14 protein-coding genes are annotated in these 13,380 nt (G+C 66.7%); 10 read left to right on the top strand and 4 right to left on the bottom strand.

Going from position 1 to position 13,380, the window contains the following annotated elements:
- Positions 1-11: 11 nt before the first annotated feature.
- From G328_RS0107775 to G328_RS0107760, 4 genes are all read left to right on the top strand, one after another.
- Entirely contained in the window at positions 12-929 is a 918-nt protein-coding gene (locus G328_RS0107775) for a LysR family transcriptional regulator (protein WP_083919591.1), read from the top strand.
- Positions 930-1,080: 151 nt separating this feature from the next.
- On the top strand, positions 1,081-1,989 hold the full coding sequence (gene purU / locus G328_RS0107770; RefSeq protein WP_019618783.1) for a formyltetrahydrofolate deformylase: 909 nt from the start codon (positions 1,081-1,083) through the stop codon (positions 1,987-1,989).
- 23 nt (positions 1,990-2,012) lie between these two features.
- Positions 2,013-2,858, top strand: a complete 846-nt coding sequence (locus tag G328_RS0107765; protein WP_019618782.1) for a methylenetetrahydrofolate reductase — start codon at positions 2,013-2,015, stop codon at positions 2,856-2,858.
- A 33-nt stretch (positions 2,859-2,891) separates the two neighbouring features.
- Positions 2,892-4,232: an aminomethyltransferase family protein gene (locus G328_RS0107760; protein ID WP_019618781.1), complete on the top strand. Its 1,341-nt coding sequence runs from the start codon at positions 2,892-2,894 to the stop codon at positions 4,230-4,232.
- Between the two features lie 10 nt (positions 4,233-4,242).
- On the opposite strand, the gene G328_RS14735 is transcribed toward G328_RS0107760, so the two are convergent.
- Entirely contained in the window at positions 4,243-4,713 is a 471-nt protein-coding gene (locus tag G328_RS14735; protein WP_019618780.1) for a MarR family winged helix-turn-helix transcriptional regulator, read from the bottom strand.
- 113 nt (positions 4,714-4,826) lie between these two features.
- On the opposite strand from G328_RS14735, the gene G328_RS0107750 reads away from it, so the two are divergent.
- Entirely contained in the window at positions 4,827-5,546 is a 720-nt protein-coding gene (locus tag G328_RS0107750; protein ID WP_019618779.1) for a GntR family transcriptional regulator, read from the top strand.
- A gap of 18 nt (positions 5,547-5,564) precedes the next feature.
- Entirely contained in the window at positions 5,565-5,957 is a 393-nt protein-coding gene (locus tag G328_RS0107745) for a RidA family protein (protein WP_019618778.1), read from the top strand.
- A 10-nt stretch (positions 5,958-5,967) separates the two neighbouring features.
- Here the strand turns inward: G328_RS0107745 and G328_RS0107740 are convergent, their stop codons facing one another.
- The 3 genes from G328_RS0107740 to G328_RS0107730 form a co-directional block, all read right to left on the bottom strand.
- A complete protein-coding gene (locus G328_RS0107740; RefSeq protein WP_019618777.1) occupies positions 5,968-7,350 on the bottom strand; it encodes an aminomethyltransferase family protein in 1,383 nt (460 codons plus the stop codon).
- A gap of 86 nt (positions 7,351-7,436) precedes the next feature.
- Complete coding sequence (locus G328_RS0107735) at positions 7,437-8,744, bottom strand: DUF3500 domain-containing protein (protein ID WP_019618776.1); 1,308 nt, start codon at positions 8,742-8,744, stop codon at positions 7,437-7,439.
- A gap of 2 nt (positions 8,745-8,746) precedes the next feature.
- The gene (locus tag G328_RS0107730) at positions 8,747-9,799 is read right to left on the bottom strand and encodes an amidohydrolase family protein (RefSeq protein ID WP_019618775.1); all 1,053 of its coding nucleotides are present in this window, start codon (positions 9,797-9,799) and stop codon (positions 8,747-8,749) included.
- A gap of 175 nt (positions 9,800-9,974) precedes the next feature.
- Between G328_RS0107730 and G328_RS0107725 the strand changes: the two genes are divergently transcribed.
- From G328_RS0107725 to G328_RS0107710, 4 genes are read left to right on the top strand one after another with little or no spacing between them, the layout of a single operon-like run.
- On the top strand, positions 9,975-10,715 hold the full coding sequence (locus G328_RS0107725; RefSeq protein WP_019618774.1) for a dienelactone hydrolase family protein: 741 nt from the start codon (positions 9,975-9,977) through the stop codon (positions 10,713-10,715).
- Between the two features lie 21 nt (positions 10,716-10,736).
- On the top strand, positions 10,737-12,017 hold the full coding sequence (locus G328_RS0107720) for an FAD-dependent monooxygenase (protein WP_019618773.1): 1,281 nt from the start codon (positions 10,737-10,739) through the stop codon (positions 12,015-12,017).
- Entirely contained in the window at positions 12,004-12,480 is a 477-nt protein-coding gene (locus tag G328_RS0107715) for a YybH family protein (protein ID WP_019618772.1), read from the top strand. The genes G328_RS0107720 and G328_RS0107715 overlap by 14 nt, the downstream gene beginning before the upstream one ends.
- Entirely contained in the window at positions 12,477-13,322 is an 846-nt protein-coding gene (locus tag G328_RS0107710) for a fumarylacetoacetate hydrolase family protein (protein ID WP_019618771.1), read from the top strand. Before G328_RS0107715 ends, G328_RS0107710 begins: the two co-directional genes overlap by 4 nt.
- The last annotated feature ends 58 nt before the right edge of the window (positions 13,323-13,380 follow it).

Raw genomic sequence — 13,380 nt, 5'->3', positions numbered from 1 at the left:
GCTCTACTGATATGGAGGGTCCAGGTATACGTCCAACACCAGAGCTGCGACTGCTGCGGTACTACCTCGAGGTGGTCGATGCGGGCTCGTTTTCCGCGGCGGCGGAGCGGCTTCATCTTTCGCAGCCGGCACTGAGCATGGCGATCACGAAGCTCGAGTCGATGTTCGGCATTGAGCTCCTCGAGCGGTCGACGCGCGGCGTGCGTCCCACCGCGGTGGGGCGTCACCTTGTCGGATCCGCGGCGCGGATTCTTGGCGACGTCGACGATCTCATCGATGCCGTGGCGGCGTTTCGCGACGGGGCGCGCGGCACACTCACGATCGCGGCCGTGCCCGTGCTCATGTGGCACCACCTGCCGGTCCGGCTGCGCGCCTTCACCTCGACTCGTGAGCTCGAGGTGCGGCTATTTGACCCGCCGCCGTGGGATGCGATCGACGATCTCCGCCAGCACAGCGTCGACGTGTCGGCCATCATGGTGGCCGACACGGACGACTTCACTCGTCGATACGGTGACGAGTTCGTCATTCAGCGCTGGCGGCCGATGCCGCTCGTCGGGGTTTTTCCAGCTGATGATGCCCCCGATGGCACCGTCGAGTTGGCAGAGTTCGCGCACCGTGAGCTCGTGCAGCCGCAGCGCACGACGGCGCTCGAGAGCCTTCCCGAGCTGGTCGAGCGGGGGCTCGCGGATGCGGGGGTGCAGCCGGCGCGTCTGCGCACGGTCTCGACGATCCAGGTGAGTCTGCCGCTGATTCAGGCGGGTCTCGCCGCGAGCGTCCTGCCCGATCCCGGTGGCGACGTGTTCGCCCGGTCGGGACTCGTCGCGCGCCCACTCGAGCCGGCGCTGCCGCCGCTGCACGCCCTGCTGGTTTCCCGGCGTACGCGCGAGTGGAACCCGGTGGTCGAGCAGTTCCTCGCGCTCTCGGAGTAGGTCGGTGGAGTAAGGAGACCGGCGGCGGGTCGTCAGGGGCTCGTCCCACATGCTCAGTTTCAGATAGTTGACACTCAGGCATGGTTTCAGTACGTTGAAACCATGCCGGTCGAAGGTGACCGGAATCATTTCGCCACAATGAGGAGTCGAATTGAGCGCCACGCAGCCGACCACCGGGCAGCTGCCCATCGCCGTACGCCGCGACCGAGCAACCCTGCTCGTCAGTGGTGCCGACCGCCCCGGGCTTGTCACCGCGATCTCGTCGGTGCTCGCGAAGTACGACGCGAACGTCGTGTCGCTCGACCAGTACAGCGACGACCCGGTCGGTGGGAACTTCTTTCAGCGCACCGTGCTCACAATCACCGACTTCGCGGCGAAGCGCCCCGACCTCGAGGCTGACCTCGAGCGCAAGGTGGGCGAAGAACTGGAGCTCACATGGCAACTCGTTCCCGCCTCCGACGTCAAGCGCGTCGCGATTCTCGCCTCGAAGGCCGACCACTGCCTGCTCGATCTGCTCTGGCGCCAGCGTCGCGGCGACATCCCCATGACCGTCGCAATGGTCATCTCGAACCATGTCGACGTCGCCGACGACGTTCGGCAGTTCGGGGTGCCCTTCTTCCACGTCCCCTCCGCGAAAGGCGCCGACAAGAGCGAAGCCGAAGCGGAAATCGTGAAGCTGCTCGACGGCAACGCCGATCTCATCGTGCTCGCGCGATACATGCAGATCCTCTCGGAGGACTTCCTCGACCGGGTCGGCGTGCCGATCATCAACATCCACCACTCGTTCCTGCCCGCCTTCATCGGCGCCGCCCCCTACCGAAAGGCGAAGGAGCGGGGCGTCAAGCTCATCGGCGCCACCGCGCACTACGTCACGGCCGACCTCGACGAGGGGCCGATTATCGACCAGAACGTCGTGCGCGTCACCCACGCCGACACCGCCGCCGACCTGCAGCGGCGCGGCTCTGACGTCGAGCGTCAGGTACTCTCTCGTGCCGTCACCTGGCACTGCCAAGACCGCGTCATGCTCAACGGCACCGAAACCGTCGTGTTTGCCGACTGACCCCCACGGAACAGGTTCAAACCATGACTCTCACCACCGGGGCCGCTGCCCTCCTCGACAACTTCTCGCTCGAGATGACCGCGCGCGACGCCCCCGAGCTTCCGGGGGCGGCCAAAGTGCTGCCCGCCCACACTCGCGTCAACGTGACCTTTCTCGCGACCGAATCGCTCGCCGAGCGCGTCGCCGGCGCGAAGGCGGTACTTGCTGCCGGGCTGACCCCCGTGCCGCACATCGCCGCCCGGCGGCTGACGAGCACCGACGAGCTGCGGCAGGTGCTCGGCGCGCTGCGCGACGCGAACGCGAGCGGCAGCGTCTTCGTCGTGGGCGGCGATCCCGCCACTCCCGAGGGCCCGTTCGCCTCTGCCCGCGACGTCATCGAGACCGGCTTGCTCCCCGAATTTGGCGTCACGCACGTCTCGATCAGCGGGTATCCCGAAGGGCACCCCGATATCCCCGACGACGTGCTCTGGCGTGAGCTCGAGGCAAAGTCGGCCGCGCTTGCCGAGCAGGGGATCGAGTCGACGATCATCACCCAGTTCGGCTTCGACGAGGCGCCGATTCTCGAATGGTTGCGCGAGCTCCGCGCTCGCGGAATCAGTGCGCCGGTGCGACTCGGGCTCCCCGGGCCCGCCGGGGTGAAGCGGTTACTCGGCTTCGCTCGCCGCTTCGGCATCTCGTCGAGCGCCGGCATCGTCAAGAAATACGGGTTCTCGCTCGCGAATCTCGTCGGTACCGCTGGGCCCGAGCGACTCATTGATCAGCTCGCCGACGGGCTCGACCCAACCGTGCACGGCGACGTCGCCGTGCACTTCTACACCTTCGGGGGCGTCGAAGCGACGTCGCAGTGGGTGCATAACTACCTCGCCTGACCTGGCGACTCACCTCCGCAAAGGAACCACATCATGCAAGGACGCAATCTCCAAGAGGCCATCGACGCAGCCGGATCGCCAATCCAACTGCTCTGGAAACCCGGCGCACCCGCCTGGGCTGTGCCCGTCGTTGAACCCGAGTTCGAGGGCTGGGGCGCCGAGCAGGCATCCTGGCGCGATCGTGTCGCGATCTTCGACCTCTCGTTCCACATGTTCGACACCGTCATCGAGGGCGCCGACGCGACCGCCCTCCTCGAGCGCGTGAGTGCGAACAACTACGAGAAGTTCGCGGTCGGCCAGGCGAAGCAGTTCATTCCCGTCGCCTACGACGGGAACATCATCACCGACGGCATCCTGCTCCGAACCGACACGCACCGGTACGTGCTCGCGGGGCCGCCCGCATCCCACACCTGGGTGAACTACCACGCCCGTACCGGCAACTACGACGTTCGCGTCGAGATCGAGCCCGACTCGTCGGTCAAGCGCGACGGCACCCGTCGGCACTTCCGTTTTCAGGTGCAGGGGCCGCGCGCGCTCGAGGTCGTCGAGCGGGCGATCGGCGGCGCCGCGCCCGATGTGAAGTTCTTCCACTCGGCAATCGTGTCGATCGCCGACCGCCCGGTGCGGGCGCTGCGCCACGGCATGGCCGGGCAGGCGGGATTCGAACTCATCGGCGACTTCGGCGACTACCAGGCGGTGAAGGATGCGCTGCTCGCGGCGGGTGAGCCGAGCGGGCTCGCGCAGGTGGGCGGGCTCGCGTACTTCACGAACGGGGTTGAGAGCGGCTGGATTCCGACGCCGACGCCGGCGATCTACCTCGACGAGCGACTGCGTGACTACCGCGAGTCGATCAGCGAGTTCTCGTTCGAGGGCAAGCGGCCGCTCAGCGGGAGCTACTACTCCGACGATATCGCCGACTACTACCTCACCCCGTGGGAGCTCGGGTATGGGCGTTCGGTGCACCTTGGGCACGACTTCATTGGCCGCGACGCGCTCGCGGCGGCGAAGGACGAGACGCACCGCACCCGGGTCACGGTCGAGCTCGATCGCGACGACGTCGCGCGGGTACTTGGCGAGGGGCTCGGCTACTTCAACAGCTACGGCCGGTTCCGGCTCGAAGATGCGCAGGGGCTCGTGGGGATGACCTTCTGGACGGCGCATATCGCGCCGCTCGACCGGGTGCTCGCCCTGTCGATCGTCGATGACCGGGCGGCGACGCCGGGTACCGAGGTCACGCTCGTCTATGGCGAGCACCCGGGTCACGGCACCGATCCCGAGGCCGACCTCGGCTTTGCCCGGATTCGCGGTGTCGTGCGCCCGTCGCCGTACGACGACTACGCGCGTACGCAGTACCGCGCGGCGCACATGGCCTGACGCAAGCAGGTCAGGGCAGGGGCCACACCGGGGTGTACTCCGGTTGTGGCCCCTCGACGTGTTCGACGAGCTCGGTGAGCAGTCGCTTCGTCTCATCGATCTGCTGCTCGCCCACCTTCGCCTCGAGGTCGGTGTGGAGTGCGGCGAGAATCTCGAGCCCGTGGCGGCCACCTTCAACGCCGGCGTCGGTGAGTTCGTAGAGAATGATGCGACCGTGCGACGGGTGCGGCACGCGGCGCACCCACTCGAGGCGTTCGAGCGCCGACAGCGACGTCGAGGCGGCCTGCGGTGAGATGTGCAGCGAACGCGCGACGTCGGAGCCCGAGAGCCGCCCGAGCTCCGCAAGGTGCACGACGACGCCGAGCTGGCTCGCGGTCACGCCGATCTCGGCGAATGCCTCATCGACGAGGCGCCGAAGCACCTGGTGCGCGCGAAATACCTTGTAGGGAAGGCCGTCGGTCCAGCCGGGAATAGTGGTCACGGTGCTCCACGGGGTCGTTTGGTGGTGGCGAGATCAGTGTGCCAGGCTTGCCCGCAGCGCTCGGCGGCCACGTTGCCTGCAAAATCTCTTGAAATATCTATTATGATCTGGGCATGGCGATTCAAGAAGCCGGCGAGACGAAGAAGTCGGAACCCGCGAAAAGCAAGTCGGAACAGGCCTATGAGATTCTCAAGGCTCGCATTGCCGACGGTACCTTCGTGCCCGGCTTTCGGCTCGTGATCGATCAGGTCTCGCGCGAGTACGGCATCAGCTCGGGCCCGTGGCGTGAGTCGCTGCGCCGCCTCGAGGCCGAGGGCTGGGTCGAGATCATTCCGAACGTCGGTGCCATCGTGCGCCGCTTCGACGGCGGGGCGTGGCATCGCACGCTGCGGCTCCTCTCGCGGCTCGAGGGCCTCGCGACCGCACTTTCGGCGCCGAACCTCACGGCCGACGACCTTACCGCGGCGCGGGAGCTGAACGAGCAAATGCGCGAGGCGCTGCAGAACTTCGACACGACGACGTTCGGGCAGCTCAACCGGCAGTTCCACGCCGTGCTGTACGCGAAGTGTGACGACGACCACCTGCTTGCGCTGCTCGAGGCGGAGTGGATGCGCATGCAAGTGATTCGTCGCTCGGCGTTCTGGTCGGCGCCGGGCCGCGCACTGAAGGCTCTCGAGGAGCACGACGAGCTCGTCACCCTCATCGAGTCGGGCGCCGACTTCGACGAGATTGAGGCCACGGCGCGCGCCCACGAGGTGCACACGCTCACCGCGGTCGAGACGCAGGACGTGCAGCACCGCGTCGCGACCTTCACCGACAGCAGCGTCGCCTAGCGGGGCGGAACACCATCCATGGCGCGGCGCAGCATCTACCTTGACTCGTTCGGGCATCGAAACCCGATTCCCGTCGCGGCGCAGATTGGGCCGTTCCTGCGCACGGGCGTGCTCACGGGACGCGACCCCGCAACGGGGGAGATGCCCGACTCGCTCGCCGCGCAGTGCGACGCCGTGTTTGCGCGCATCCGCGACGTGCTCGCCGCGGCCGACGCGACGCCCGACGACGTGCTCAAAGTGACCGTGCGGCTCTCCGATGCCACCGATCGTGACGACCTCAACAGGTGTTGGCTCGAGCTGTACCCCGACGCGGAGAATCGCCCCGCGCGCCAAGTCATCGCATCGACGCTTGGCGGCGGGGCGCGCATCCATGTTGATTTTGAGGCCGTGCTCGAGCCAGTGAGCCAGTAAGCCAGCGCGCTTAGGCGCCCGACCCCTGCGTGCCCTCACGGAACGGGCGGTCGCTGATGCGCCCACGTACCGCCGTGAGGGTGTGCGCTTCCACCTGCGGGTTGTTCGTCGCGCCATTCGGCTCGCCCCAGATCACCCGAACCTCGGCGCCCTCGACCGCGGCAGACTCGTCGACGACCGCGAGGGAGATCCAGCCGCGCACGTTCGCGGTATAGCTCGTGAGCATGGCGAACCCGATGAGGTTGCCGTCGGTGTCTTCGACGCGGTCGAAGTGAGCGCCCGTGTAGAACGCGGCCGGCATCTCGAGGTACTTGTGGCGGGCGTCGCCCTCCAGCGTGTAACTCTCGACGATGCGCGCCGCCTCGCTCGGCTCCCACTGAATCCACACCTTCTTGCGGTGCGGGGCGTCCCGAAGGCCCTCGAGCGCCTCGCGGCCCATGAACTCGTGGTCGAAGCGAATCATGCGGTCGTAGCCGAGATCGTACGGGGTGAGGTAGTAGTCCTCGATGCGGTCGCTCACGAACGACCCGCCGAGCTGCAGGTTCGCCTCGAACGAGCGGCGCGACTGCCACTCGCGGAAGCCGCGGGTGGCCTCCGACGAGTAGTAGGCGGGCAGCGTATTGGCGATCCAGCCCGACTCGGTGGCCACCGAGGCGTAGGCGCGGCCGCCAACCTGGCGAATGCCGTACTCGGCGCCCGCCTCGAGGAGCGTTTGCCGCACGCCCTCGAGCTCGGCATAGGGGCCAAAGAACTCGAAGCCCGGGAAGCCGCTCATGCGGTGGTTGAGCGCGGTGACCTCGTAATTGCCGACCTTGAACTTGCCCATGTGGAAGAACGGGATCTCGGGCAGCGGGCCGCCATTCACCTTCTCGTAGATGGGCCCGGCGGTCGGCCCCTGCAGCTGCAGGCGGTAGAGCTCGCGGCCGTTCGGGTTCTGTACCGTGCGCTCGTCGCGGCGCAGCGAGACGTCGTACTCGCCGATTTCGGCCTGGTACTGCACCCAGTTCAGTGCCGGCGGGCGGCCGACGACCCGCACGACGTCATCGGCGAGGCCGAAGAGGATCGCGTCGCCGATCATGTAGCCGTCGGGGCTCACCGCGATGAGCTGCTTCGCCTTCATTGCGCCAAAGCCCTTGAAGCCGTTGGCGCCCACGTGGCTGAGGAGCCTTACGACGTCGGGGCCCGAGATCACGAGGTCGGTCATGTGATGCGAGAGGTCCATGAGGGCGGCCGAGTTGCGCCACGCCTCCTGCTCGTCACGCCAGTTTGTGAATTCGGGGGCAATCGGGAAGGGGAAGGTGCCGCTCCGGCCGTCGCGGAGCAGTGCGAGCGGCCCGCCGGCCGCGTCGATCTCGTGCTGCAGTGATGCGTTGGAAACTGCGGTGATGGTCATGGAAAACGCCTCTCGCTCGTGACCCGCAGCGTTGCGGATCACGAGCGAGAGTATCAAAGCATTGAAACAGTATCAATACTATGAAACTAGGCGTCGGCGGGCTGCTCCTGCTGTGCCCGCCACTGGCGCAGCAGCTCCTTGCCGTAGTCATTGCCATTCGGATGACGCAGGGTCGAGTGCACGTGGAAACGGGCCGGGGTTCGATTACTCAGCCACACGCCCGCGTGGTGATCGAGCTCGGTGAGCACCGACGGGCCCTGCACGCGCAGGTACGACGGCGTCGACCCATCCGTCGCGCCGTACCAGCTCACCCAGGTGTCGTCGACGACGGCGTCGTACTCGGCGAGGGTGCGCGCGAGCTCCGCATCGTCGAGTAGCGCGAGGCTGTCGCGAACGATGTCGCGCACGACTTGCTGCTGGCGCGCATCCAGTTCGCGCACGCGAATGCCCTCGGTGGGCACGACGCGGTTGTCGCGGAACGCGCCGGCGACGTGTCGCTCGTCGGCGGGGTGGATGCGCCCCTCGGGCATCGCGTCGTCGAGCACCGAGTCGTACACGACGGCCCGTTCGCGCTGCTCGGGCGTGAACGAGGCGGCAAGCTCGAGCGCGAGCCGCTCGCGCTGCTCGAACACGGGCGGATGCTCTGGGTCGGAGATCGCCGGCTCGGCGCCGATGAACACGGGTGCGATGACCTCGCGCCCGCCGACCGCGACGAAGTGCACCGCGACGTGGTGGCCGAACAGCTGCCATCCCCAGGGGGAGTCGGCGCCCGGCGTGCCGTAGATGGCGAACCAGTAGCTGCGGTCGTTCATGATCTTCGGCAGTTCGGTGAGCTCGCCGAGGTAACCGTTCAGTGCCATCGCCTCGGCGACTCGCTCGTAGCCGACCTCGCTCAGTGATGCCCGCAGGAGGTCGTGCACGGCGGTGACCTGTGCCGCGTCGAGCTGTTCGAGTCGCAGGCCGATGCGGTGGAAGATGAACTCCGGGTTGCTCCAGCCGCGCCACTCGGGTGCCTCGATGTCGTGGCGCACCTGGGCGCGCTGCTCTGGCGAGAGCGCCTCGAGGAGCGCGAGGGCCGCAGCGATCGGTTCGGCGCGGTTGCTTTCCGCAGGCGCGGGGAGCTGGTAGACGCCCTCGCGCACGCGACCGTCGGTGGTGATGCCGACGAACGGTTCGGCGTAGAGGCCGTTCCAGTACTCAAGCAGCTCGCGCAGGAACGGCGCGCGCTGCCGATCCTCGGTGAACTCCTCGGGGTTCATCTCGCGATAGTTCGCGACGATGGGGTCATCGAGGTCGTAGACAAACTCTCGATAGTCGGCGTCGGGCAGGGCAATTGCCTCGCCCGACGCCGCCGTGCGATCGCTCGAGAAGAACTCGTCGATGTCGTTCGCCATGGTTAATCGATCGGGAGGTTGAACAGTCGCTTTGCGTTGCCCGAGAGCACGGCGGCGCGCTCTTCGGCGGTGATGTCGAGGGTGTTCTCGACGAAGTCAACGCCCTGGCCCATCCAGCCGTAGAAAACCGGGAACGACGAACCGAACAGGTAGTGGTCGGCGCCGCTGATGCCGATCGCCGCCTCGACCTGCTGCTTGCCCCACGAGTGCGGGTGGGTCATGTCGTAGAAGATGTTCTCGTTGAGGTACTGCTGGATCTTCTCGGCGCCGGTTGCGTCGAGGCGCTGCATCGCCTCCTTCTTGTTCGACTTGTGCGGCGTGAGCAGCGCCTGGTTCGCGAACCAGTTGCCACCGAACATCGTGTGGATGAAGCGAAGGTTCGGCATGCGATCGAACATGCCGCTGAACAGCTCGCGGCCGACGGCCACGCCCTGGTCGACGATGCGACCGAACTCGCGGCGAAGGTTCGTGTAGTCGATGATCGACCGGTACTCGACCGGCAGGGGAGTGTGGTGCACGATGACCGGCACTCCGAGCTTCTCGATCTCGCGCAGGTAAGGCTCGAAGACCTCGTCGTCGAGGTAGAGCTGGCCGTAGTGGCAGGCGAGCTGCACGCCGACAAAGCCGAGTTCTTCAACGCAGCGCTTCAGCTCGGCGATGTTCTCTTCGCCGCCCCACGGCGGCACCGCCGCGGTCGCGAACAGTCGCCCGCCCGAGCGCTCGACGATTGAGGCGGCGTTGTCGTTCACGGCCTTGCAGGTCTCGAGGTCGAGCCATTCCTGCCACACCGGGACGCGCATGATGCCGTAGTCGACGCCGGCCTCGTCCATCGCGGCGAGCTTTGCCTCGGCGGAGTAGTCGCCCTCAACGTAGTTGAGGTTCTGGAAGCCCTTTGGCTTCTCGAGCACGAGCTGCTGCTTGCCGTTCTCCATGGTGAACACGCTCGCGATCTCGCCGAAGCCGCGCGGTGCGCTGTTCAAGAACCCGTTCAAGATCTTGCGGTTCGTGAAGAGGTCTTCGGGGAGGTGGTGGATGTTGATGTCGACAACCGTCATGAGGGGTCTCCTTGCCTACCGGCGGTGCGTCGTCACACCGCGTGGTGATATCGTGCAAGAAATCCTAAAGGAAATCAAGTGAAGTGATCGCGCGAAAGATCGTTTGCGATTACGCTACGAAGGGTCGAGCACCGCAGCTCGCACCGAACTCCCGAACGCCGCAAGGAGGCACTGCATGACGCAGCTCGTTCGTCGTGACGTCGACTATCGCCACGCCGGCACCACCATGTCCGGCCTGCTTATCGCGCCAGCGGGCGCGTCGAATCTTCCCGCCGTCGTGCTGATTCACGACGCGTTCGGCCTTGGCGGCCAGATGATCGCCACCGCCGAACGGCTCGCGGCCATCGGCCTCGCGGTGTTCGCCGCCGACGTCTGGGGCGGCCGCCGCGTGCCCGCGGGAGAGGATGAGGTCGGCGAGCTACTCGGGAGCATCCGGGCCGACCGGAACGACTGGCTCGGCCGTATCGCCGCCGCCCATGACGCCGCCCGAGCACAGCCCGAAGTCGACGGGGCCAAGCTCGTCAACATGGGCTACTGCTTCGGCGGCTCGTCGGCGCTCGAACACCTGCGGCTGCACGGCGACGTCATCGGCACGATCGCGGTGCACCCCGGCCTCGACCTGCTCGACTTCGACTGGCCCGAACGTGATGCTCGCGTGCTCGTGCTCGCCGGCGCGAGCGACCCCATGGCCTCGGCCGAAGATCGCGCACGGCTCGACACCGCCCTGACGGGCGTCGGCGTCGACTGGGAGCTCGACCTCTACGGCGCCACCAAGCACGGCTTCACCAGTGAGGGCCTGCGCGGAGCTCCCGAAAACCCGGTCGTCGGCTTCCACGAGCGCAACGCCGCCCGAGCCTGGCGCCGTGGCATCGACTTTCTCACCGAACTGTTCCCCCAACTCGACACTCTCGACTAGCAAGACAAAGGAGTCACCACTATGGACATCGCGATCATCGGTGCCGGCCCGGCGGGTCTCGCCGCTGCGCTCCGCCTGCACCAGCAGGGGTTCAGCCCCGTCATCTACGAGAAGGTGCAAGAGCTGAAGCCCCTCGGCGTCGGCCTCGACATCAAGGTCTACGGCGTGAAGGAGCTCGACGAACTCGGGCTGCTCGAGCAGTTTGAGGAGATCTCGAACGAGGCCGTCGACTCCATCTTCTTCAACAACCACGGCCAAGAGATCTACGCCGAAAAGTGCGGCAAGCACATGGGCTACGTCTACGACCAGCGCTTCGTGCACCGCGGCTACCTGCAGATGCTGCTCTACCGCACGGTGCTCGAGCGCCTCGGCGAAGATGCGGTGCAGCTCGGCCGCGTGCTCAACCACTACGAGAACGTCGGCGACAAGGTGCGCCTCGAGTTCACCCACCGCGACGGCACGACCTCTGAAACCACCGTCGATGTCGTCATCGCCGCCGACGGCATCAAGTCGCAGGTGCGCGCACAGATGCACCCCGACGAGGCGACCCCGAAGTACTCGGGCATTCGCATGTACCGGGGCGTGACGCTCATGGAGCCCTACCGCGACGGGCACACGATTCTTCACATCGGCGCACCCCGCATCGCCTCGATGATCGTGTACCCGCTCAAGCACGACTTCGAGGGCACCGGCAAGACGCTCGTGAACTGGGTCGTCGAGACCGAGGCCGACGAACTCGTCGAAGAAGACTGGAACCACCCCGGTTCGGCCGACGAGCTCATCCCACTCTTCGACGACACGAAGATCGACTTCATTGACGTGCAGCGCATGCTTCGCGAGGCGAAAGAGGTGTACCTCTATCCGCTCATCGACCACGACCCGCTCGACAGCTGGGTCGATGGCCGCGTCGTGCTCATCGGCGACGCCGCGCACGCGATGTATCCGCGCGGTGGCAACGGTGCCTGCCAGTCGATCGTCGACGGTCGGGTAATCGCTGAGCGCCTCGCGGCGCACCAAGACGACCCCGAGGCGGCGCTGCACGAATTCGAGGCCGAGCGCCTCGAGTCGGTCAACCGCCTCGTGCTCGCCAACCGCGGCGAAGCGTATGAGGTCATTCGTCGGCTCGTGCAGGACCGTACCGACGCGCAGCCGTTCGACGACATCGAGCAGGTGCTGCCGATGGCCGAAGCCGACGAGATTTTCGCGAAGTACCACGCGCTCGCGGGGCAGCCGCGGCCGGGCTACAGCGACGGCGAGACTACGGGGTTCCGTACCTGGGAGGTCGTCGGTGAGCAGCGTTAGCGTCGCGTCGGCCGAGCTGGTCGACGCAATCGAGGCGCTCGAGGCTGAGCGCATCCGTGCCCTGATCGAGGTCGACTTGCCCGCGCTCGACGCGATCTACGACGAGCGGCTCGTGCACGTGCATGCGCCCGGGCTCGTGCAGAACAAGGCGCAACTTCTCGAGCACACAGCGACGCGACGCGCCTACCGCGAGATCAGCCGCGGCGAGCTCACGGTGAATGCCATCGGTGACGACGTCGCGGTAGTGACCGGCAGCATCCGCAATCGTCTCGGCAACCCCGACGGGTCGGAACGCACGATGGATGGTGTGGTCACGCAGGTCGTGCACCGTGACGACGACGGCGCCTGGCGGTTCGTGAGCTTCCAGCTCACCCCGCTCACCGAGCAGGTGTGGGGCAAGCTCGCCTCCGAGCAGCAGGCCGAAACCGAACAGCAAAACAAGAACGAGGAGGCGCAGGCATGAAACTCGCACGATTCCGCGTTGCTGATTCCGAGGTTCGCGTGGGGCGCGTCGATGGCGACCGGCTCGTCGACGTCACCGAGGTGGCCGGGCAGTCGGTGAAGGCGCTGCTGCCGCAGCTTGCCGAGCGCGGTGCCGAGCTCGCGGCGGCGGATGGCTCCGCGTATCCGCTCGCCGAGGTCGAGCTCCTTGCGCCGATCGATGACCCGCAGAAGTACCTCGCGATTGGCATGAATTATCGCGAGCACGCCGAGGAGGCGGCGCGCGACGGGATTCCGACGCCGAAGAACCAGTTCTGGTTCAACAAGCAGGTGTCGTGCCTGAATGCGCCGAACGGCGACGTCGTCAAGCCCGAGGTCTCTGACGCGCTCGACTACGAGGCCGAGCTCGGCGTCGTGATCGGCCGCGAGTGCAAGCACGTCACCCGTGAAGACGCCGCCAGCGTGATCGCCGGTTATCTCGTGACGAACGACTTCTCGGTGCGCGACTGGCTGAACAAGCGCTCGCCGACGTTCACGCTCGGGAAATCGTTCGACACCCACGGGCCGATCGGGCCGTGGCTGACGACCGCCGACGAGGTCGCCGACCCGCACGCGCTGCGGATGCGCCTCACCGTGAACGGCGAGGAACGGCAGAATGACCTCACCGACGACATGATCTACGACATCTACGACCAGATCGTCGAGCTCACGACCGTGATGACCCTGATGCCGGGCGACCTCATCGCGACGGGCACGCCGAAGGGTATCGGCGCGCCGAAGGGGCAGTTCCTTCGCGTCGGCGACGTCGTCGAAACCTCGATCGAGGGCCTCGGCACGCTGCGCAACGAGATCGTCGCGGAATAGCCAAGACGCAGAAGCGCCGGCCCACAGACTGCGGGCCGGCGTTTCTGAGTCGTTGAGA

It is taken from the genome of [Zimmermannella] faecalis ATCC 13722 (assembly GCF_000381765.1).
GTDB classification, from domain to species: Bacteria; Actinomycetota; Actinomycetes; order Actinomycetales; family Microbacteriaceae; genus Gulosibacter; species Gulosibacter faecalis.
The sequence above is the reverse complement of the archived record's forward strand: the minus strand, read 5'-3'. Positions and strand labels throughout refer to the sequence as shown.

Bases quoted from the DNA above. Each gene is read 5' to 3' on its own strand.
- G328_RS0107775 (WP_083919591.1), top strand. From the start codon at position 12: ATGGAGGGTCCAGGTATACGTCCAACACCAGAGCTGCGACTGCTGCGG.
- G328_RS0107765 (WP_019618782.1), top strand. From the start codon at position 2,013: ATGACTCTCACCACCGGGGCCGCTGCCCTCCTCGACAACTTCTCGCTC.
- G328_RS0107760 (WP_019618781.1), top strand. From the start codon at position 2,892: ATGCAAGGACGCAATCTCCAAGAGGCCATCGACGCAGCCGGATCGCCA.
- G328_RS0107750 (WP_019618779.1), top strand. From the start codon at position 4,827: ATGGCGATTCAAGAAGCCGGCGAGACGAAGAAGTCGGAACCCGCGAAA.
- G328_RS0107745 (WP_019618778.1), top strand. From the start codon at position 5,565: ATGGCGCGGCGCAGCATCTACCTTGACTCGTTCGGGCATCGAAACCCG.
- G328_RS0107740 (WP_019618777.1), bottom strand. From the start codon at position 7,350: ATGACCATCACCGCAGTTTCCAACGCATCACTGCAGCACGAGATCGAC.
- G328_RS0107735 (WP_019618776.1), bottom strand. From the start codon at position 8,744: ATGGCGAACGACATCGACGAGTTCTTCTCGAGCGATCGCACGGCGGCG.
- G328_RS0107730 (WP_019618775.1), bottom strand. From the start codon at position 9,799: ATGACGGTTGTCGACATCAACATCCACCACCTCCCCGAAGACCTCTTC.
- G328_RS0107725 (WP_019618774.1), top strand. From the start codon at position 9,975: ATGACGCAGCTCGTTCGTCGTGACGTCGACTATCGCCACGCCGGCACC.
- G328_RS0107720 (WP_019618773.1), top strand. From the start codon at position 10,737: ATGGACATCGCGATCATCGGTGCCGGCCCGGCGGGTCTCGCCGCTGCG.
- G328_RS0107710 (WP_019618771.1), top strand. From the start codon at position 12,477: ATGAAACTCGCACGATTCCGCGTTGCTGATTCCGAGGTTCGCGTGGGG.